A 21,571-nucleotide genomic window follows, 5' to 3' on the forward strand; every position below is an offset into this window, starting at 1 on the left:
GTTATGATAAAATTTGATTACAAGAACACTCTTTCCCATCTGCCTACTGAGCCCGGCATTTATAAATATTTTAATGCGGATGGAGAAATCATATATGTGGGAAAAGCGAAGAACCTTAAGAACAGAATTAGTTCCTATTTCCATAATTATGATAGGGCAGATCGTAAAACCCGTAAGCTAGTAGAGAGTATTCATCATTTGGAATACACCATTGTTCCCACGGAATGGGATGCTCTGCTTTTGGAGAATAATCTAATCAAAGAACATCAACCTAAATACAATATACTTCTTCGTGATGATAAGACTTATCCCTATATCTGTGTTACCCACGAGCGTTTTCCTCGTGTAATCTTTACCAGAAGAATTGAAGATAGGAGTAGAGGTCGTATGTATGGGCCGTACGTCAGCGCTAAGCCCATGTATGCGCTTTTAGATATGTTCTCCCAGTTATATACCATTCGGACCTGTAAGTATCAATTGAGCAAGGAGAACGTAGAGGCAGGGAAGTTTAAAGTATGTTTGGAATATCATATTGGGAACTGTAAAGGGCCTTGTGAAGGCTTACAGTCGGAAGAAGAATACATGCACGAAATAGAGCAGGTGCACGACATTCTGAAAGGAAATTTAGGTCCGGCAAAAAGCTATTTTCAAGAAAGGATGGAAGCTGCTGCCGGCCGACTGGCCTTTGAAGAAGCTCATAAATTAAAGTCAAAATTGGAATTCCTGGAGAATTACCAAGCGAAAGCAACCGTAGTTACTCCTACCATTAAAGATGCTGATGTATTTACCATACAGTCAGATGAGACGGCAGCCTATGTGAACTATCTGAAGATCATGAATGGATCTATCATAAGTACACAAACCATGGAGGTGAAGAAGCGACTAAATGAGACAGATGAGGAGATCTTGAGTATCATCATGCTAGAACTACGAACCAAATATGAGAGTACCGCTAGAGAGATCATTTCTAATTTAGATCCGGATATAGATTTTAAAGCCACCATCACGGTGCCTCAAACCGGAGATAAGAAGAAGCTGGTAGAAATGTCACTCAGAAACGTGGTTTTCTATAGGCATGAGAAGGCGGAGAAAGAGGCTATAACTAAGTCCGGCAATGCAAATAAGCGAGATAGGGTATTGATCAAAATGAAGCAAGACCTGCATTTACCAAGTCTGCCTCGACATATAGAATGTTTTGATAACTCGAATATCCAGGGTACGAATCCTGTTTCTGCTATGGTTTGTTTTATCAATGGTCAACCTAGTCCAAAGAATTATAGGCATTATATCCCTCGTACGGTGGAAGGACCGGATGATTTCGCTACCATGCGTGAGGTGGTAGGGAGAAGATATACCCGCTTAGTGGAAAGCGGTAGTCCCTTACCAGATTTGATTATTGTGGACGGAGGTAAAGGTCAATTATCTGCTGCTTGTGAAGCATTGAAGAGTATTGGGATCTATGGTAAGGTGCCTATAATAGGTATTGCCAAAAGGTTGGAGGAGATCTATTTTCCGGAGGATTCTTTACCCATCTATATTGATAAGAAGTCTGAAACTCTACAGTTGATCCAGAGATGTAGAGATGAAGCACACCGCTTCGGTATAACCCACCACAGAAACAGGAGGTCAAAGAACTTCCTGATTTCAAGTTTAGAATCAGCTCCGGGAATAGGGAAGACTACAGCTACTAAGGTTTTGTCGCATTTCAAGACCATAGGAAATATCAAAGCTGCATCAGAAGAGGAATTGATCCAGGTGTTAGGTAAGGATAAGGCAAGAAGAGTACGAGAGTTTTTGGAAACTGAATCATAAAAAAAGCCGACCTGGTGGTCGGCTTCTGTTTTCTTATTTCGTCTTAGGACTTGGAACCACTTTGACAATTCTGCCGGGTCCTTCTAGAGATAAATATAAGAATCCGTCAGGTCCTTGTACTACGTCTCTTACTCTGCCTACGTCTTGTAAGATCTTCTCTTCTTTGGCTACACCGTTTTCAAAATAGATTCTTGAAACATGGTTTAGTGCTAATGCACCTGCGAAGAGGCTGCCTTTCCAACTTCCATATTTATCCGAAGTCAGATAGGTCAAGCCACAAGCACCAAGGGAAGGAGTCCATTGGAAGGTAGGTTCTGTATAACCTTCATGTTTTTTGCCTGAAATGTCTACTTCGTCATAATTAATACCATAGGAAACGAATGGCCAACCGTAATTTTCGCCCTTCTTAATCAAGTTAAGTTCGTCTCCGCCTCTTGGTCCGTGTTCACTTTCCCAAACCTCATCTGCTTCTGCATTGTAGGCTAAACCTTGCGGGTTTCTGTGTCCATAAGAGTAAATGGAAGTAGGTTCTGTGTTACCAGGTAATACAGGATTATCTGAAGGGATTTTACCATCATCATGTAGTCTATGAACTTTACCCCAAAGTTCTTTTACGTTCTGTGCATTTTTGTTAGGTGAATCTTTTCCTCCGCGACTAGTTTTTCCTCCTTCACCTACACTCCAGAACAGATATCCATGTTTGTCAAAAAGAATTCTACTTCCGTTGTGGCCTTTCCATTCATTAGTAGCGGAAGTGCTTAGAAGTTTTTCAACATTGGCTAATGCATTATTCTCAATCTTAAAGCGAATCAAATTCATTCTAGCAGCTTTACCTACGTTTTCTAGGTATGCGGTGTATATCCAACCATTATTGGCAAAGTCAGGGTGAAGCGCAATGTCTAGAAGGCCACCTTGAGATTCGTAAGCTACTTTAGGTACACCTGCCAGTTCCGTCACTTTTCCATCTTTAAAGATGCCTATTTTTCCGGATCTTTCAGTGAAAATGATTCCGCCGTCAGGAAGGAATTCAAATCCCCAGATGGCGCCTCTATCACCAAGAACCAGTTCTGTGCTTAGCTCAAAGTTGTCTGATACAACTTCTTGTTCTTCTTCTGTTTTGGCTGTGGATTCTGAACATGAAGCGAGTGCTAACACGCACCATAGTAATGAGAATATTCTTTTCATTTTGCTAGATTAGATATTATTAGAGTGGTAAAGATAGAAGAATTATAGAATTTATAGACTTTTTAGATGTAAAAAGCATTTAAGTCTTTGATAATTAAAATATTATTTGTAACTTAATATAAGGATCCTATTTAGATCTTTGTAGACTATGGGTGTCTGAATTATAATGTATTCCTTTATTACATAGAGCAAAAAAAATGCCCTCTAGGATTAGAGGGCATTCTATTTGTGTGCCCAGCATGTGCAATAACTCTAGGGTGTAAGTCCCGAACACGCCTTTACAGTGGGAAGTGTTAGCTTATGACAAGGGTGTCCACCGTGAGGTGGAATCTGAAGGAAGTCTGAGGCAAAACCTCGATCCGACGAACAGAAACTACATACAAGGCCGCAAGTGTTGGGTGAGGCTGCAAAACAAGCCAAAGCCCTAAACTGTACGGAAACACTATGGTAAATGTAGCGGATATATGAGGTGAAAGTTATTGTTCTTACCTGGGGAGATCTGACTAAACTCTGTCAAAGGTATACGCGAATGCCCGCGAAGAAACATATAGCAGAATAATAATGCTAGTATGCTTTAGTCAGAAGTCAGCAGAGGACATAGTACCCTGCTTCTCTACTTTATACAGGGGAAGGTCTGAATGTTAGAATGGCAAAGGAACCATGAAGTTTATGACGAAGTGTTAAAAGCCGAACCACATAAGAGAACTGCTTGCATGAGGGTAGGTCGGAAACTGATAGTAAAATGCAAGAGGAGCTTAGCTGAGTCGTGCAACGAAGTGGACACAATGCCTGAGGTTTTTTTTTAGTAATACTATGTTGGAAGAGATATTACACATCCGAAATGTCAAACACGCAGTTGATCGTGTCATCTCTAATGGAGGTGCTAGCGGAGTTGATGGTATGCAGATCGATAATCTTCGTGACTACCTTAACACGCACTGGCAATCCCTGCGATCGGATATTCTCTCTGGCACTTACCGCCCACAAGCTGTTCGGAAAGTAGAGATTCCCAAAGCAAGTGGCGGCAAGCGTATGCTGGGTATCCCAACGGTCATCGACCGTGTTATTCAGCAAAGCATTTCCCAATGGCTTGGGTTAAAGTATGAGGGTGATTTTCACGATAACAGCTACGGCTTCCGTCCGAATCGTAATGCTCATCAGGCCGTCATTAAAGCGCAAGAGTATCTGAACTTGGGCTACACGTGGGTCGTTGAACTTGATTTGGAACAATTCTTCGATCAAGTGAACCACGACATACTGATGCATCTTTTGAGCAAGAAGATTACGGATCGTCGAGTCCTAGCGCTGATCGGGAAATACCTTCGTTGTGGGATTATGGATCATGGTCTTGAACAAAAGCGAACCAAGGGCACACCACAGGGCAGTCCTTTAAGTCCACTTTTGTCAAACATCATCCTGAACGAACTGGATACGGAACTCAGCTCCCGTGGACATCGATTTGTACGTTATGCGGATGACTGTAGTATCTACGCGAAGAGCAATAAATCCGCCACTCGTATTATGCGCAACATCACCAGTTACATCGAATCTACACTAAAACTGAAAGTGAACCGTGAAAAGAGTAAGGTAAGCAAACCTTCCCAAAGTAGTTTACTCGGCTTTAGTTTCTTCAAAACTCAAGGAGATTGGCAGATTCGTATCTCTGCAAAGAGTATCGAACGAATCCGAGAGAAGTTACGTCAAAATACTCGACGTAATACAGCTACTCCTATGCATGAGCGACTGACTAAACTACGGCAAATTATTCACGGCTGGGTGGATTACTTTCGTATAGCAACGAATAAGAAGGTGATGGTAACACTAGATGAACTAGTGCGAAGACGCTTGCGTGTTCTGCTTTGGAAGCAATGGAAGACCGCAGGTAATCGAATTCGGAACTTAATGAAACTGGGAGCCAAACGCTGGCTTGCCTACCAACATGCGAACACCCGTAAATCCTATACTCGGACAGGGACAAGCCCTATCGTTCAAACAACGCTAACAAACTCATACTTTACTAAATTAGGTTACGAAGGATTTGCAGACTACTATTACTGGAGAACAACGCATCAAACGACGTTATTCTAACAAACCGCCTTGGTACGGATCCGTATGCCGGGTGGTGTGAGAGGACAGATAGGGAAATAATCCCTATCTTCCTACTCGATATAAGATGCTTGATTAAGCTACTTCTCCTTGAGCGATTAGGTTCAAGGCTGCACCCGCTTTAAACCATTTGATTTGAGCTTCGTTATAAGTATGGTTCACTACGATTTCGTCTTTAGAACCGTCCTTATGATGAGCTACTACTGTTAATGGTTTGCCAGGAGCAAAAGTAGTTAGACCTAAGATATCAAAAGTATCATCTTCCTGAATCTTGTCATAGTCTGCAGCATTAGCAAATGTTAAGGCTAGCATACCTTGTTTTTTCAGGTTAGTCTCATGAATACGAGCGAAAGATTTTACCAAGATAGCTCTTACGCCTAGGTGACGTGGCTCCATTGCCGCGTGCTCTCTTGAAGAACCTTCACCATAGTTTTCATCACCAACTACGATAGAACCGATTCCAGCTGCTTTATAAGCACGTTGAGTAGCCGGAACTTCACCGTACTCTCCTGTCAATTGGTTTTTCACTTTGTTAGTGGCATCATTAGCAAAGTTTACAGCACCGATCAACAAGTTATTTGAGATATTGTCCAAGTGTCCTCTATACTTCAACCAAGGACCGGCCATAGAGATGTGGTCAGTAGTACACTTACCTTTGGCTTTGATTAAAAGCTTAAGTCCGGTAAGGTCTGTTCCTTCCCAAGGTTTGAAAGGATCTAATAATTGAAGTCTGTCTGACTTCGGACTAACTTTTACTTTAACGTTTTTACCGCTTCTAGCAGGTTTTTGGTATCCCGCATCAATTACATCAAATCCTCTTGGAGGTAATTCTACTCCAAGTGGTGGATCTAATTTTACCTGTTCACCTTTTTCGTTAGTGATGGTATCTTTTGCAGGGTTGAAGGTTAAATCACCGGCAATGGCAAAAGCTGTAACGATTTCAGGAGAAGCTACAAATGCATGGGTATTTGGGTTACCGTCAGCTCTCTTAGCGAAGTTACGGTTAAAGGAAGTGATGATAGAGTTTCTTTCTCCTTTTTCCGCACCATGACGTGCCCATTGACCGATACAAGGGCCACAAGCATTAGCTAAAGTAACACCACCGATTTTAGCAAAAGTGTCAAGTAGACCATCTCTTTCTGCTGTGAAACGTACCATTTCAGAGCCAGGAGTGATAGTATATTGGGCTTTTGCTTTGATGTGTTTGTCAGCTGCTTGCTGAGCTATAGAGGCTGCACGAGTTAAGTCTTCGTAAGAGGAGTTTGTACAAGAACCGATCAAGCCTACAGAAAGCTCTTGAGGCCATTTGTTCTTCTTAACTGCAGCAGCGAATTTACTTAGAGGCCAAGCTAAGTCCGGAGTGAAAGGACCGTTAATTCTTGGTTCTAATTTACTCAAGTTGATTTCGATTACTTCATCGTAATAAGCTTGAGGATTATCAATACATTCCTGATCAGGACGTAGATAGTTTTTGATTTTATTTGCTGCAATAGCTACGCTTCTTCTACCGGTAGCCATTAGGTACTTCGCCATCTTCTTATCATATCCGAAGATAGAAGTAGTAGCACCGATTTCAGCACCCATATTACAGATGGTTCCTTTACCTGTAGCTGATAATTTATCAGCACCGGTTCCGAAGTATTCTACAATAGCTCCGGTACCACCTTTTACCGTTAATCTACCTGCTACTTCAAGAATGATATCTTTTGGAGAGGCCCATCCTTTAAGTGTACCGGTTAATTTAACACCGATTAATTTAGGCATTTTAAGTTCCCATGCTAATCCAGACATTACGTCACAAGCATCAGCACCACCAACTCCAATAGCTACCATACCTAAGCCACCGGCATTAGGCGTGTGGGAGTCAGTACCTATCATCATTCCACCAGGGAAGGCATAATTTTCAAGAACCACTTGGTGAATAATACCTGCACCCGGCTTCCAGAACCCTATACCATATTTGTTAGATACGGAAGATAGGAAGTCGTATACTTCTTTATTCGTTTCAGTAGCTGTTTTTAAGTCTTCAGTAGCGCCCACTTTGGCCTGAATTAGGTGGTCACAGTGTACGGTAGAAGGTACGGCTACTTTCTCTCTTTTTGCCTGCATGAATTGCAGAAGGGCCATCTGAGCGGTGGCATCCTGCATGGCTACCCGGTCTGGGGCAAAGTCTACATAATCCACGCCCCTGGTATACGGCTTACCTGGAAGATTTTCCCATAGGTGTGCATAAAGAATTTTTTCCGATAAGGTCATGGGTCTGCCTAAAAGCTGTTTTGCAGCGTCCACTCGTTCAGGTATACGGGCGTACACAGCTTTTATCATATCCAGGTCAAATACTTTCATCTGATATAATTAAGTTAATGTTCCTTTTTATAACTTTAATAACCCCCAAAAATACAAACTGATTTCCAAATGAGGCAAATCCTTTGTTATTTAGAAACAATCAAAATATTTTATTTTAAACATTTTTCTACTTATTTGTCATAAATGTTTTTTCTTTAGAAAAAGGAGTAGTCTAAAGAGTAAGATGAAAGGTTTTCAATAAGTTTATCATCTATTTTTAGAAAAGTATCCTTTATTTTGCGCCAACTTTCCAAACGTACATGTCAAAAAATCTAGTAATAGTTGAGTCACCAGCAAAAGCAAAAACCATAGAAGGGTATCTGGGCAAAGACTTTATAGTGAAGTCCAGTTTCGGTCACATCCGCGATCTACCCGATAAAGGTATGGGGATAGACATTGAAAAAGATTTTGAGCCTACGTACCAAATTTCACCAGATAAGGTTAAGGTAGTTAACGAACTTAAGAAGGAAGCTAAGGACAAGGAGGTTTGGTTAGCAACCGATGATGATCGCGAGGGAGAGGCCATTTCTTGGCACTTAAAAGAGGCTTTGGGTTTGAAGCCTGACACGAAGAGGATTGTTTTTCGTGAGATCACTAAGAATGCAATCAATAAGGCGATAGAGACGCCTAGAACCATAGATCTAGATTTGGTGAATGCCCAACAAGCCCGACGTATCTTAGATAGATTAGTGGGTTTTCAATTGTCTCCCGTTTTATGGCGTAAGATCAAGGCGGGCGAGAGGAAGAACCTGTCAGCCGGTAGGGTACAGTCCGTTACAGTTCGTATAGTAGTAGAAAGAGAGAGGGAGATTGAGCAGTTCAAATCTACCTCTACCTATAAGATAGTAGCAGATTTTCATGTTTCTAATGGTAAAGTGTTATCTGCTGAATTACCCAAGAATTTAGAAACTAGGGAGCAGGCAGAACAGTTTTTGAACGATTGTGTTCAAGCTATATTCAGCATTTCTTCTTTAGAAGTAAAGCCTACCACTAAATCTCCTGCACCTCCGTTCACCACATCTACATTGCAGCAGGAAGCATCTCGTAAATTGAGTTTCTCAGTGCAGCAGACCATGACCTTAGCACAGAGACTCTATGAATCCGGTAAGATCACCTATATGCGTACGGACTCTACGAATCTTTCTGCGGAGGCAGTAGCAGCGGCAAAGGATCAGATCGCGAAAGCATATGGAGAGGAGTTTTCTAAATCAAGGGTGTTTAAAACCAAGGATAAATCGGCTCAGGAGGCGCACGAAGCCATTCGTCCAACTGACTTTTCGGTAATGTCAGCGGGCGAAGACAGGAACGAAAAGCGTCTTTACGACTTGATTTGGAAGAGAGCTATAGCCTCGCAAATGGCTGAGGCTAAGATTGAGAGGACTATTGCTAAAATAGGTATATCTACTCGTCCTGAAGAATTGACAGCTTCCGGTGAGGTGATCAAATTTGAAGGCTTCCTTAAGGTTTATATGGAAGGAAGTGATGAAGAGGACGAAGAGAGCAAAGGGATGTTGCCGCCTTTAAATGTGGGGCAGACCTTGGATATGCTACAAATGAAGGCTACGGAAAGATATTCTAGACCTCCGGCCAGATATACGGAAGCAAGCTTGGTGAAGAAATTGGAGGAATTAGGTATTGGTAGACCATCTACGTATGCTCCTACCATTTCTACCGTAATCAAGAGGGAATATGTGGTTAAGGAGGACCGTCCGGGTCAGACCAGAGATATCACTGAATTGGTATTGAAAGAAGGGCAGATACAGTCGGCTGTAAAGCAAGAGACCTTTGGAAGTGAAAAGGCTAAATTGTTCCCTACTAATTTGGGGATGATAGTTAATGATTATTTGGTAGAGAACTTTGAGAATATCTTAGATTATAAGTTCACAGCGGATATGGAAGCTGACTTTGACGAAATCGCAGAGGGTAAGGTTTCCTGGCAAAAGATGATCAAGGACTTTTATAAGGATTTTCAGGTCAAAGTGGAGCAGGCCGCGGAAGGTGCTAGTGCGAGTACTCAGTCGCACGAGTTAGGAGTTGATCCTGATTCTGGTAAAAAGATATTTGCAAAGGTGGGCAGGTTTGGTCCATATTTACAGATAGGAGAGGCTACGGATGAGGAAAAGCCCACATTTGTTTCCCTTAAGAAAGGAACATTGATCTCTAGCTTGACGTATGAAGAAGCTTTGGATATTTTAAGAGGGCCGAAATTGCCATTGGAATTAGGATTGCATGAAGGTCATCCTATAGTGGTGAACGAGGGTAGGTACGGGCCCTATGTTTTGTATAATGGTAAATTTTATAATCTAGACAAAGGAGAAGACCCATTGACGGTTACAAAGGAGAGGGCTATAGCTTTGATTGCTGCAAAGCAGAGTGGGGCAGAAGGTTCTTTACCTAGGGAGATGTCAGAGTATGATGGGCAGGCTGTTACTATAGGTAAGGGCAGATTTGGTCCATATATTAAATGGGGTAGTAAATATTTTAATATTCCGAAGACGGAGGATCCATTAACTATGGATGATGCGAAAGTAGCGGAATTGATTCAGGCAGGGCAGAAGGAAGCGGCGAATAAAGTGATTAAAGAGTTTCCTGAAAACGACAAAGTGAAAGTATTGAATGGTAGATATGGTCCCTATATTCAAATAGGGAAAAGGAATGTAAAAATTCCAAAAGGCGTAGAGCCTGAAAACCTTACCTTAGAAGAATGTCTTAAACTGGGTTCAGCTTAGGAAGGTAGCGTAATGGTATACGCTACTCCTCCTTTCGTTTCTAATTGTAGTTGGCCTTCTAGTTGGGCCACACGTTTACGAATGGAGCGTATGCCTATACCATCTGAGTTGCCATTAAAAGAGGAGCCATTGTCGCCTACTTGAAACACAGGGGCGCCTAATTCATTTTCGTATAGGAAGATGAAGATTTCACTGACATCTTTGCCGTGCTTCATGGTGTTAGTGAGTACTTCTTGGAGGATTCGGAGTAATTCTATTCTTTGACTGAGGTCGAGCTGAGAAGCTATCTCCCTTTCAATCTCTATCTCCTTATGGATAGAGGAATCAGGGCAGAGTAGGTCTACGAGACGGTATACATTATCCTCGAAGAGGTCATATTCGCTATGATGTATAAAGAGCTCATGGCTCTTACCTCGCACTTTATCATAAACTTTTTCAGCCTCTTGGGACAGGAAATGTATCTTTTTTCGAAGTTCTTCGTCTAAAGTTTGTTTCTGTAGAACTTCCATATTTTGTACGATTCCGGCAAGGGTTGAAGACAGATCATCATGTAATTTTTGACCGATTTCAGTTCTGGTTTCGTATGCTGACAATTGTTTAGCTGCCTGAACATAAAGTTGGTTTAGATGTTCAAGGGATTTGATTTTCTCAGCGGTTCTGAGTCTTTCTCTTCTCAAGAGCAAGACTCCGATGCTAAGACAGGAAGCTACTAATAATACGGTAATCATTCGGTTATTTATTTATTGGTGGATAGTTTAAAAACGGGTGTTTTAACGGTAAATATATATAATAATTAATAATTTTTGTTAACAGATGCAAAAAGTATGCCATTAATTAATTAAAAATAATTACTTAGTTATTTGGATTAGTTTGTAAAAATGTTTTAAATTTCATAACGTAATTATTTAATTAATGTATATTACTGAGAGTGTTTATAGTTTTGTAGTTAAGTAAAAATGGTATACATGGTGGTTAAAATATATTACATAAATTCAGTTGGCGTAGCTAATAAATAGTATATATTTTAGTCTTTTATGCTAAATTTGTTAAAAAATATGTTCAAAAGTTTGCAGATTCGGAAAACGAATCCATATTTTTGTTCAAGTGGTAGTAATAATAATAAATTAATTGATATGGAACCTGTAGTAAAAAAGAGGTACACGAAACCTGTATTATTGAAGCATGGAATGCTTAGGAAATTGACTCTAAAATCGGGAAGTGCAGTAGATTTCACTGAGCCATCTAGTTCTGATTGGGGAGGGGAAGATTAATTATGCTTCTGGATCTCTATTTTCTAGATAGCATTTCGTCTTTTTATTCTCACTTAGGTATAAATGTTTGGTTTAAAGGCGATAATTCTAATCTCGGATCTTTAAACAGGTACGAGGGTGATAGTTGTGAAGAAAAAATAATCCATGCATTTTTAGCTGTAAATGAAAGTTGTTTTAAAGAATTAAAACACGAGTTTTTATTGGTTTTGCAAACAGAAGATTGCACCTATTTGGTCAGAGACCGATTTGGGGTGCAATCTTTGTATTTTTGCCAAGAGTCGAATAAAATTACTGTTTCCGATAATTTAAGGATTCTTGGAAAGGGTAAATCTCCAGATTCGATAGAGGTATACAATTATATTAATTTTTCGATTTCTAAAGAGTCCAGTATTAATTCTGGGACTTTTTTTTCTGAAGTATATCAAGTCCCGCCTTCATATTATGTTAAGATAGATAATGATGGCAATAAATTATTTAGAAGCTACTATAGTGCGGTACCTAAACCTTTTTTTATACATTCTAGCTCGGACGTGTTTAGGGACTTATTGACTAAATCTATTAAGCGAGGTCTAGTAAATTCTCAAAAGATAGGTTCACATTTAAGTGGTGGTCTGGATTCTTCAGTAGTTACGACACTTTTAAGGCATGTAGTTTCAGAAGATATTTCATGCTACTACTATGATAGTGGTGACACAAGTCATCGTGATTTGGATTATGCTAGATTAGTAGCTGATAATTTGGACCTGCCACTGCACGTGGTCAATACTAGTGGGGAAAATATATTTACCCATCAGAGGTGGTTGTGCGAAAGGACAGGTTTTCCCGAGGTTTTTATTCTGCCATCAACTACACATATAGAACTGAGCGAGGAATTACGTGAAAAAGGAATCAGTCGAATGTTTACTGGTATAGATGGTGATTCTGTAGTCGGGCATGGGCTAGGTTATTTGCAAGATTTAAAGTCAGATGGGGATTGGGAGAAGTATTTGACTTTATTTGTTGAAAATTTTTTGGCTAGAGAATATACTAGTATTACACTTGATGCTTATAAAAAGAAACTTATTGTCAAGGAGGTATTAACATTAGTTAGGAAAAATGACTGGAGGTCTATTGCTGCCCTTTTGAAATCAGCAAATCTGCTGTGGGGGTATGTTCCAGGTTCTTATTTAAAAGTATTATTAAATAAAGTAATATCGAATGTGTTCAGTAAGCTTGATTTGGTGCCAGATCCATCATTGCTGAATTATTCTATAGGTGAATTATCAGCTGAATCTTATTATGATATATACGATATAAATAATAGAGAATTATTGGAAAATTTCCGGGCGGTTATTAATGGTAGTTATCCTTATTCTTTTAATCAATTTAATGAAATTTCTCGTTTCTATAATTTTGAGTACAAGCATCCTTTTTTTGATCAAGAACTTTTTGAATTTTGCCTAGGTGTACCTAATGAAATACGATTTGGGGGTGGTAAAACGAGATGGGTTATGAGGGAAGCAATGAATGAGCTTTTGCCTCAGAAGCTATTAAATCGTACAACAAAGGACGATTTTTCATACTATTTAATAAGTTCTTTTATATCTCTTTGGAATTCTAATTCCGAGTTCTTTCTTGATCATAGCAGCCTTTGGCATTGGGTAAATAAAAAGGAATTTATGAGGGGGATTTCATATGTTATAAAGAAGGGGCCTCATGTTAAATCAAACTCTCTCCTCGCACGAAAATTAATTAGGGTCTTGTATCTAGGTATTTGGTTAGATACTATTCAATAATAATTTCTCCTCCTTCTAATTAAAAATAACTATTCATTTTGGTGAAATAATTACAATTTGTGAAAAAATTGTAAAAAATTGTTGTGTCTTTTGGTAGATATACCTTAATTTGGCTATCGATGCTGATAGTTATAGCCATGAAAAACTATTTCTTCGTATAGAAGTATAATATTTACTTATCATATATGTATAATTTTTTCTCCCTAAATATTTTAGCTATGAAACGAGCTTCTATACATTTTAAGCTCCGAAGTTGGAGCTACGTGCTATGTCTTTTTCTGCTGAGTGGGTATGCTGTGAACGCACAGGTAGCTTCTTTGCCTTTAAATGAGCCGGTGCCATATGTGAATCCAAAATCTCCTGAAATTACGCATGTTGATAATCCACTTTTATCCACATTTTGGCATAATAATGCTAGTAGTATGGGTAATGCCTATAATTCAGATTTGGGTGACTATGCTGTTTTAGCAGCACCTGTACTTGGTTTGGTTGACCAAAAAATGACCATTGATATTGGTGAAAGTGTGGTTGCTTCCCAGTCAAATCCCTACTTTGTTGGATTTGATATCTTGAATATTGATGGATTATCTATAGGCTTAGGTAATGCTACTTTTGAGATTAAATTATTTAATGGAGATAATACTACACCTGTAGCAACTTATGACGTAAATAAGGATAAGCTTCTAGGCTTGCTCGGTCTTGGTCTTTTGACAGGTACTGGAAATCCAGCAAGAATCGGATTTACATTAGCGCCAAGTACCCCTGTGACTTTTACTCGTGCAATGATCGTCGTAAATGAACATTCTTTGTTAAGTATTGGGGGTACCAGGGTTTATAATTTGGTTTTAGGTAAATATGCACCGGCGAATTATACTACGCTTCCTTGTAATCTTAATGTGACAATTGGTGCGCCAAATTATCCTGTTCAATTTACCGATAGAACCTCTAATCGTGGAGTTATAAATCCTATGGGCGCCTTAGATAGTAGTTCTGATACGTTTACCGAATTAGGTGGTTTGAATGCTACGCTACAAGGTCCTATTAGTTACGCTGTAGGTGATGTGTTTGGTAATTCATTTAATACTACGAATAATTCCATGTTCGTAGGATTTGATATTGAAAACGCTCAACTTTTGGGACTCCTAGATTTGAATCTTTTACAAAACTTTTCTATTCAATTATATAATAACGGATCCCCAGTAGGTACGGCCAGAACAGGAACCAGCTTATTGAGTTTAGGTTTAAGAGTGGTGGGAGAGTCAGGTAGAACTACCATTGGTTTCATCACTGCAGATGAATTTGATGAAGTCGAGCTTAAGCTAAATCAACTTTTAAGTGCTACCACCACGAAAGTACATGGTGTGGTAGTTAAGAAATTCTGTACTTCAACTTTGGCATGTAATACCATTACAACCGCTACAAATCCAGACCATCCTTTATATATCAACTTAAAAAGAACCACTACAGCTGGCTTAGTAAATGTAAGTAGTATTACTAATCCGGATAATATCATCAACGGTTCATCTGATCCAGCTACCGTTGTTGCAATTGCCAATGTGGGAAGTGCCTTGTCTGTATCTGTTGCTAATGCATTGGAAACCTATCCCGCAGGTTCATATGCTGGATATATTGTAGAATCTTCATCCTTATTAAATGCCAGCTTGATTGCAAGTGCCGGTATTAAGCTCGAATTCTATAATAGAAGTAGTGCAACTCCTGACAATCCGGTTTACGAAACTCCTGGGGCCGTATTGGCAGGTGTAGGAGTTATATCCGGTTCTCATACGGAAGTATTGGGGGCTATTTGTCCAGTTCCATTTGATGAGGTTAGATTAGTTTTGGTCAGAAGCTTATTATCAGTAGATTTAGGAGGAACCAAGATTCATGGATTTAAAGTACAGAAATCCTGTGCAGAAGATGTAGATTGTTTGACGGAAGGGACACTTACAAGTCAGTATCATGGAGCCGTAGTGAACGGAGCGAATACAGGAGTTAGGATTGGCGCTCAAGTAGGCTTATTGGATGAACCTCTTGAGCATCTTGATCGTGTAGTGGATAATCATCCTAATAACTATGCTTCAATGAACGCTGTTGTGGGCGTGGTTTCCAGGTCTTCTCTTTCAGTAGCTTCTACTTCTTTGACATTCCCTAAAGGAAGTTTTGCAGGTTTTGAAGTGAGTAAAGATGGAGGATTACTTGATCTTGGGCTACTTGGTGATAATAATATAAGAATTGTCACATTTAAAGATGGAGTGGCCGTAGATAGTGCAGACGTAGTAAATGGTAGCTTAATAAGTTTAGGTTTATTAAGCAGTGGTTCAGGCAGATCAGTGATTGGCTTCCACAGTAAAGGCGCATTTGATGAAATTCAAATCAGATTGCTACGAGTGGTGGCAATAGAGACCGGTTTTAGTTTGAACATATACGGAGCTGTGGCTTCTGCTCGCTATGGATACGATCCAGGAAACGAGGTGTATTGTGCAGCTGATTTGATTCGTCCTGACCAGAATACAGGCTTTATTAATACAGAGATTCCGGGTAACACTTCTACTAACGATGAATTGCCAGCAGGAGCCACCTATAGTGCTGCCGGTTCGCCTACTGTTCCACCGGGAGCTAATTTTACTTTTAATATTAACGCTAATGGCTCCTATACTTTCATCACGGATAAAGAGGGGACTTATACATTTCCTATTAAGGTATGTATAGATGCTTGGGAAGGAGACTGCCCGGTTCAAAATCTAACTATTTATGTTCTTAACAGAACAGTTACAAATCCTCCAATTGCTTTCCATGATTTTGTTAAAGTACCTGAAGGAGGATCTAATTTTGAGATTGACGTTAAGTTAAACGATATACCAGGGAATGTTGATGGAACTTTGGGTAATCCTTTCATCGGAGCCAATCCTACCAAAGGTTCTGCTACGGTTAGCAATGGTAAAATCTACTATACGCCTAATGCCGGATCTGTAGGAAGAGATTTCCTTATTTATACCATTTGTGAGTCTCCTTCTGGCTTATGTTCAAGTCCTGTGTATGTGCTAATTGATATAATTCCAACCGGTGGAAGTAATTCAACTATTGCAAATGATGATCAGATTTTAATGGGAGTTAATTCTGCTGGAACTGGAAATGTTTTGGCAAATGATTATGATCCTGAAAACCATGCGCAAACTGTATTATTAATAGACTTGAATGGAGATGGTATTCCTGAGACTGCTCCAATTGGTTCTCCCCAAACTGTTTTATATGACGGACAGATTAGAGGTACAATTACTATGAATGCTACCACTGGTGATTTCACATTTGTGCCCGCAAATAATTTCAAGGGTAGTATATCATGTGTGATTGAAATAGGAGATGAACTTGGTGCCACTTCAAAGTCAACCTTAGTCCTTATTGTAAAAGATACACCGGATTTGCTTCCTGTTCAGACTTTTGGTAGTAATGGTGCCAATTTTAATGGAATAGAAGAAAGAGATTTTATCATAAGAATTTGGGAAATGTTAGGAGGAACTGCTTTAGCAGATGAAAAGCAAATTGTAATTCAAATTACGAAATCGTCCGCATTTGAAATAACTGTTCCCGGCCTAGTATTAACCAGTAGCCCACAAACAGGCTTTAATGGTGTAGCTAGTCTTGGAAATTCTAATCCTAGTTATTCAAATGGATCGTGGGAATTCTATGAGACACCCTTTGCCATTAGAATCGTTTCGAAGTCTGGTTATTCTTTAAATCCGGCTTCGTCTGCAACATTAGGATTCCACATAAAGAGAAGACCAGGTTTTGCAAGGGCAGCTCAAAATATAACATATACAGTGGCTCCTTATTCTGGAGGAGAAACGAAAATTGATAATAATTATGCGTTTTCGCAAGTCATTCTAAATTAAACAAAACCATGAAGAAAATTTTCATTTTATCTGTACTTAGTACTGTATTGTCATTCAGTAAAGTTTTAGGGCAAGATCTACAATTAAATCTTAACTATAGAGGTTCTGATATTTTTGTTGCCGGTAAAGGAAATATTGAGGTTTCAATTGCTAATACACTGTCAAGCGGTTCATGGCAAGCTAATAAAGTGGCAGTCGTTTTGTCTACGTCGGGGACAACACTAAAGTTTACAGGTAATATTTCTGATTTGCCTGGTGGATCTGTTTGTACTTTTGAAGATAACGCCTTAGTCGTAACTATTCCTGCTGGATCAGAGGGTTACATATTTAATGTTGAAGTAGAAGGTGTAAGTCCAGATGTAGACATAATAGTTGGGGGAGTAATTGATTTTTATAATGATATAAATACATGTGATTTAGGTGGAATGCCACTTGTCGGCGATCAACCAGATAATAATTCTTCTTATACGACAGTGACAGTAGTTGCAGCTACACCTGTTACCTTAATTTCATTCACCGGAAGGGCAGAAGGAAGCATTGCTGTTTTGGATTGGGCTACGGCAGAAGAGACAGAGTTTAGTCATTTTGAAATTGAAAGCAGTGCTGACGCTTTATCTTTTCAGAAAGTAGGAGAAGTGTTTGCTAAGGGAAGCAATAATAATTACACTTTCTCTACTGCTCAAAATGAAGATTTGGTTTATTACCGTTTAAAAATGGTGGATCATGATGGAAGCTTTGCTTATAGTAAGATCATTCCTGTTTCTTTGGATGAGTCTACAGCACCTTCTTTTTTAGTTTATCCAAACCCAACGGTGGATTACTTACAGATTAAAAATAAAGAAGCTGGTGTGGTACGTATCATTGACGTGACCGGAAAGCAGATCCGTAACCAAAAGGTGGATGCAGGTATTCAGGTTATTGACGTGAAGAACCTTCGTGAAGGGGTGTACTACGGATGGTTAAATGAACAATCTTTTAAGTTTGTTAAAAAGTGATTCCTAAAAAAGAATTAGAAAAGGGGTTCCCGTTGGGAGCCCCTTTTTTTATGCAACAGTAGTAAAATTATATTTTGAATGTTTTGCAGTACTACTGATTTATATGGCGGATAATTAAAGATACATCCTTATAGAGTAGCTATTTTGGTAAGCATTATTTACTAGTATTCTGTTAGCGAAGGTAAATATTTCAACTCAAGTTAATCGGCTTTAACAACTTACTATTCTGATGTTATTCTACTATTATTTTACCTGTAATCTTTTTCAGATTTAAGGTGCCAACATAAGTATATGTGCCTTGTTTCGGACTAAAATCAAGATAAATGGTATTCAGACCATCATTAACCAGAAAAGTGCTTTTAAAGACTTCTTTGCCTTTTAGATCATAAAGTTGTAGTGCCACTTGGTCTTGGCCTACGCTATTAATCAGTAGTTTTATTCTTTCTTGTACCGGGTTTGGTGCGACAATGATACTGGGTGTAAGGTTTTCTACGATTTCCCACTTGAGATAAAGGTCTTGTCCTGCAAGGTTTCCGGCTGCGTCAGAGGCGTTAATCAGTAGTTCGTAGTTTCCTATTTGTTCAGGACTAACGAAAGTGCCTGTGATCTGGTTAGCGCTGTTTTGTGTCAAAGTATATTGGCCTGTTGGTATTTCTGTGAATTGATTGTTGGTCTTGATATAGATTCTAATACCAGCTATTTGTACCGGTAATGGATTTTCATCCTGGATTTTGAAGGTAATTTTGGGGGCTTTGGTGTATTTTCCTTCTGTTGTTAGTTGGTCATTTATAAAAGCAAGCAATGTGGGATTAGTTTTATCCAATTCTGGTCTATAGGGGTATATAGACACATTTTTTGCTTGATCCCAGTCTACTTCAATATTTTCAGTATTGTTCTCAAAAGTCAATTCAGGAATATTGCTGTCCGGGTTTAATATGAGGGTTATATTACGAATGGGCTGAGTTATGTGGAGGGTGTCTGAATAGCTATTCTCGAAACTCCGGGTTATTTTTCTTAGCCCAATGGATTCTGATGTGCCGTTCAGGTATTGTACTACGGCTTTAACAGGTATAGCTTGATTTTCTTCTATTTTTCCCAGATTTTGGATTTCGGCGGAGACTACAATTTGGGAAGACGTACCAATGGATGAACCAGCGTTAGTGCTGCTAATTTGTACAGAATTTTTCTTCCAAGTATAATCAGGTTTGTGAAAAGGATTGACTACAACTGCAGGGTCACCTTGAAGAATCATCTGTTGAGAATTAGACTGTGCATATTTTTCGTAGTTAGGTCTTAAAATATGAGTTTTGACAGATTCTAAGTATACTTTGGCTATGGGTTTACCTAATGTTTCTTCATCATTATATAATTTATTGTAAAATATCTCAAAGAAGTCCATCGAAGTATTAGAATAAGCGTAATAGGAATTAGCTAATACGGCTATTGCACCTTTGTTAGGTGTAAATAGCCAATCAGAACTTAGAGGTTCATACCTGTGAAATATATTTCCAACACCACATCCATTAAACAACATAAATGGGTATTTGCCTTTGTTAGCGTAGCCTAATTTTGGGTCAGATGCAAATCCCAAATTAAAATCTAAAATAGTTGAAGAACCATGCCCAAAATAGGATATAACACCGACACCCTCGTTTAAATATTTGCCTATATTAATATTTTCCACGCTTTCAGTTGTAGATTTAGTAAGAAAATCTACATGGGTGTTACTAATGCTTCCAATCGATTTTTGACCTAAATTATACATGAAGTTCTTAAAATTTGATATTTCATTGATGTTATTCCCACCGTTCATGTGTAATACTTTTTTTATCCATGAACCGTGATTTTTTGGGTCTTCAAATTCCTTTACTTTCTCTAAGTAATTAAGGACTTCAGCATTGTTAGTAGCTTCAATACGGCCGGTGAGATACGTGCTGACATCAATGTGGCTGCCATTTATTCCTGATGAAAGTAAAACGTCACTTCCTGGATAACCAAAGGATGGCACGAGGTCAATCTCGGGTTGAGAGAATAAAGTTGAAGGATAGGTGTTTGGTTTACCTATTAGGAAAAGGAATTTTTCTCCATTCTGAGATTTTTGTAACTGATACCGTAGATATTCCTTGATTGCTATTGGACTCCTTTCTCCATAATTAAATTGGTCATAAATTTCTTGGGTTTCCATGATTTCCACCTTATAACTTCCTCCCAGTATTGAAGTTCTATAAGTTTTGTATTCTTCTGCTGAAGACCTAAGGGTAGGGTGTGTAACTATTAAATAATTAGCTTCAATAGATGGTTTGGAGTATCGAACTACAACACTCTTTGTAAATACTGATATTTTACTATCTAAGAATATTTTTTTTGTGTTTTTTCTATTGGAAATATATATGCTGTTATTATCTACTGGTAATTTTCTGCTAGAAAAGGGATTTGAGTTGTCGTAAGCAAGAAGGCCTTCTGGTGCATTTTCTATTATAAAATTAGCCTCAGCTTCTGAAGAACTTGGCAAGTAGGTCAATGGGGATGTCCTATTTTTGAAATCTAATTTTTGCGGATATAGAAGTTCAAATTGGGTCCAAGAATATGCATCAGATTGTAGATTCGAAGAAGTAGAAAATGTAAACGATTTCTTTTCACTTAATTCGCTATTAGGTATTTCTGATATGAACAGTTGGTGGTCAAATCCAATTGTTTTAAAAGCTCCTATATTTTTTAGATTTATTTTAGCATTTATTTCATGCGCGTTATTACTTCTTGTGTTTAATAATACTTTAAAAGTGATATTGTGATTCACTAAAGGACTATATCCTTGAAGTGTAAATTCCTTTTTTTGTTCACTTACACTGTTTATTTGAGGTCCTGTCCAGCTCTCCCCTTTTTCATAGTAGGACTGCTGTAGTATAGGTACCTGTCCTGTAGCATTATTAAAGGACCATATATCTTTCAGGTGTTGGATTTCGTGTATTATAACTATATTTTCTTTAGCTCTAGAGTCTTTAAAAGCCTCTATATTATTTCTTAAACCTTTGTTTTTGCCAACTGTAATAAATATCGCAGTTTCATCCGAGAAGATATTTGAATAAACCGGGGGTCTATCTGAATGCGGTAGGTAAACCAGACTATCTTGTTCTCCATAATTCGCTTCTAAATATAATTCTAGATAGTCTGATTCATCGAATGTATTGTCATTTAATCCAAATTCGTAACACGGTATCTCTTTTCCCTTTTTGAAAATTTGTATGTTATGAGGGTTTATAATACCTGAAGGAAGCTTTTCAATGTCTTTTTTATATATACGATAAACGCCGGTAGTTGTATATACCATTTTCAAATACATCTGGTCATACTGGATCCAATCATTATTATACTGTGCCTGTGCAGAATACCCAAAAATAAGGGCCATTATTAATATAAATCTATCTCTCATTTTTCACGTAAGAATATAGTTCAAAGATAATA

General features: G+C 38.7%; 11 protein-coding genes. 7 read left to right on the forward strand and 4 right to left on the reverse strand.

The genetic code is table 11. From position 1 onward, the window contains the following. Positions 1 to 3: 3 nt before the first annotated feature. Positions 4 to 1,812 carry an excinuclease ABC subunit UvrC gene (uvrC, locus tag LBYS_RS00370; protein WP_013406926.1) on the forward strand — a complete coding sequence of 603 codons (1,809 nt, stop codon included), beginning with the start codon at positions 4 to 6 and terminating at the stop codon, positions 1,810 to 1,812. A 33-nt stretch (positions 1,813 to 1,845) separates the two neighbouring features. On the opposite strand, the gene LBYS_RS00375 is transcribed toward uvrC, so the two are convergent. Further along, the gene (locus LBYS_RS00375; RefSeq protein ID WP_013406927.1) at positions 1,846 to 2,997 is read right to left on the reverse strand and encodes a PQQ-dependent sugar dehydrogenase; all 1,152 of its coding nucleotides are present in this window, start codon (positions 2,995 to 2,997) and stop codon (positions 1,846 to 1,848) included. Between the two features lie 813 nt (positions 2,998 to 3,810). On the opposite strand from LBYS_RS00375, the gene ltrA reads away from it, so the two are divergent. Further along, positions 3,811 to 5,085, forward strand: coding sequence for a group II intron reverse transcriptase/maturase (ltrA, locus tag LBYS_RS00380; RefSeq protein WP_049781352.1), 1,275 nt, complete (start codon positions 3,811 to 3,813; stop codon positions 5,083 to 5,085). A 93-nt stretch (positions 5,086 to 5,178) separates the two neighbouring features. Here ltrA and LBYS_RS00385 read toward each other — a convergent pair whose 3' ends face one another. Beyond that, the gene (locus LBYS_RS00385) at positions 5,179 to 7,449 is read right to left on the reverse strand and encodes an aconitate hydratase (protein WP_013406928.1); all 2,271 of its coding nucleotides are present in this window, start codon (positions 7,447 to 7,449) and stop codon (positions 5,179 to 5,181) included. A gap of 260 nt (positions 7,450 to 7,709) precedes the next feature. Here LBYS_RS00385 and topA point away from each other — a divergent pair, with 260 nt between their 5' ends. Beyond that, positions 7,710 to 10,178, forward strand: coding sequence for a type I DNA topoisomerase (topA, locus tag LBYS_RS00390; protein ID WP_013406929.1), 2,469 nt, complete (start codon positions 7,710 to 7,712; stop codon positions 10,176 to 10,178). Here topA and LBYS_RS00395 read toward each other — a convergent pair. Further along, complete coding sequence (locus LBYS_RS00395; protein ID WP_013406930.1) at positions 10,175 to 10,906, reverse strand: sensor histidine kinase; 732 nt, start codon at positions 10,904 to 10,906, stop codon at positions 10,175 to 10,177. The two genes, topA and LBYS_RS00395, sit on opposite strands and share 4 nt — an antisense overlap. A gap of 405 nt (positions 10,907 to 11,311) precedes the next feature. On the opposite strand from LBYS_RS00395, the gene LBYS_RS19210 reads away from it, so the two are divergent. The 4 genes from LBYS_RS19210 to LBYS_RS18060 all read left to right on the forward strand — a co-directional run bounded on the left by LBYS_RS19210 (position 11,312) and on the right by LBYS_RS18060 (position 18,109). Next, a complete protein-coding gene (locus LBYS_RS19210; RefSeq protein ID WP_187287906.1) occupies positions 11,312 to 11,449 on the forward strand; it encodes a hypothetical protein in 138 nt (45 codons plus the stop codon). 2 nt (positions 11,450 to 11,451) lie between these two features. Further along, positions 11,452 to 13,224, forward strand: a complete 1,773-nt coding sequence (locus LBYS_RS00405; RefSeq protein ID WP_013406932.1) for an asparagine synthase-related protein — start codon at positions 11,452 to 11,454, stop codon at positions 13,222 to 13,224. A gap of 218 nt (positions 13,225 to 13,442) precedes the next feature. Then, the gene (locus tag LBYS_RS00410; protein ID WP_013406933.1) at positions 13,443 to 17,114 is read left to right on the forward strand and encodes an Ig-like domain-containing protein; all 3,672 of its coding nucleotides are present in this window, start codon (positions 13,443 to 13,445) and stop codon (positions 17,112 to 17,114) included. Between the two features lie 8 nt (positions 17,115 to 17,122). Further along, positions 17,123 to 18,109: a T9SS type A sorting domain-containing protein gene (locus tag LBYS_RS18060; RefSeq protein WP_013406934.1), complete on the forward strand. Its 987-nt coding sequence runs from the start codon at positions 17,123 to 17,125 to the stop codon at positions 18,107 to 18,109. A gap of 232 nt (positions 18,110 to 18,341) precedes the next feature. On the opposite strand, the gene porU2 is transcribed toward LBYS_RS18060, so the two are convergent. Then, positions 18,342 to 21,539: a putative type IX secretion system sortase PorU2 gene (gene porU2, locus LBYS_RS00420; protein WP_013406935.1), complete on the reverse strand. Its 3,198-nt coding sequence runs from the start codon at positions 21,537 to 21,539 to the stop codon at positions 18,342 to 18,344. Between the last annotated feature and the right edge of the window lie 32 nt (positions 21,540 to 21,571).

It is taken from the genome of Leadbetterella byssophila DSM 17132, from assembly GCF_000166395.1.
GTDB lineage: Bacteria > Bacteroidota > Bacteroidia > Cytophagales > Spirosomataceae > Leadbetterella > Leadbetterella byssophila.

What these genes read in the sequence shown, in the direction of transcription:
- LBYS_RS00385 (WP_013406928.1), bottom strand. Translation starts at nt 7,449, where the DNA reads ATGAAAGTATTTGACCTGGATATGATAAAAGCTGTGTACGCCCGTATA.
- LBYS_RS18060 (WP_013406934.1), top strand. Translation starts at nt 17,123, where the DNA reads ATGAAGAAAATTTTCATTTTATCTGTACTTAGTACTGTATTGTCATTC.
- LBYS_RS00375 (WP_013406927.1), bottom strand. Translation starts at nt 2,997, where the DNA reads ATGAAAAGAATATTCTCATTACTATGGTGCGTGTTAGCACTCGCTTCA.
- LBYS_RS00395 (WP_013406930.1), bottom strand. Translation starts at nt 10,906, where the DNA reads ATGATTACCGTATTATTAGTAGCTTCCTGTCTTAGCATCGGAGTCTTG.
- uvrC (WP_013406926.1), top strand. Translation starts at nt 4, where the DNA reads ATGATAAAATTTGATTACAAGAACACTCTTTCCCATCTGCCTACTGAG.
- LBYS_RS19210 (WP_187287906.1), top strand. Translation starts at nt 11,312, where the DNA reads ATGGAACCTGTAGTAAAAAAGAGGTACACGAAACCTGTATTATTGAAG.
- ltrA (WP_049781352.1), top strand. Translation starts at nt 3,811, where the DNA reads ATGTTGGAAGAGATATTACACATCCGAAATGTCAAACACGCAGTTGAT.
- topA (WP_013406929.1), top strand. Translation starts at nt 7,710, where the DNA reads ATGTCAAAAAATCTAGTAATAGTTGAGTCACCAGCAAAAGCAAAAACC.
- LBYS_RS00405 (WP_013406932.1), top strand. Translation starts at nt 11,452, where the DNA reads ATGCTTCTGGATCTCTATTTTCTAGATAGCATTTCGTCTTTTTATTCT.
- porU2 (WP_013406935.1), bottom strand. Translation starts at nt 21,539, where the DNA reads ATGAGAGATAGATTTATATTAATAATGGCCCTTATTTTTGGGTATTCT.
- LBYS_RS00410 (WP_013406933.1), top strand. Translation starts at nt 13,443, where the DNA reads ATGAAACGAGCTTCTATACATTTTAAGCTCCGAAGTTGGAGCTACGTG.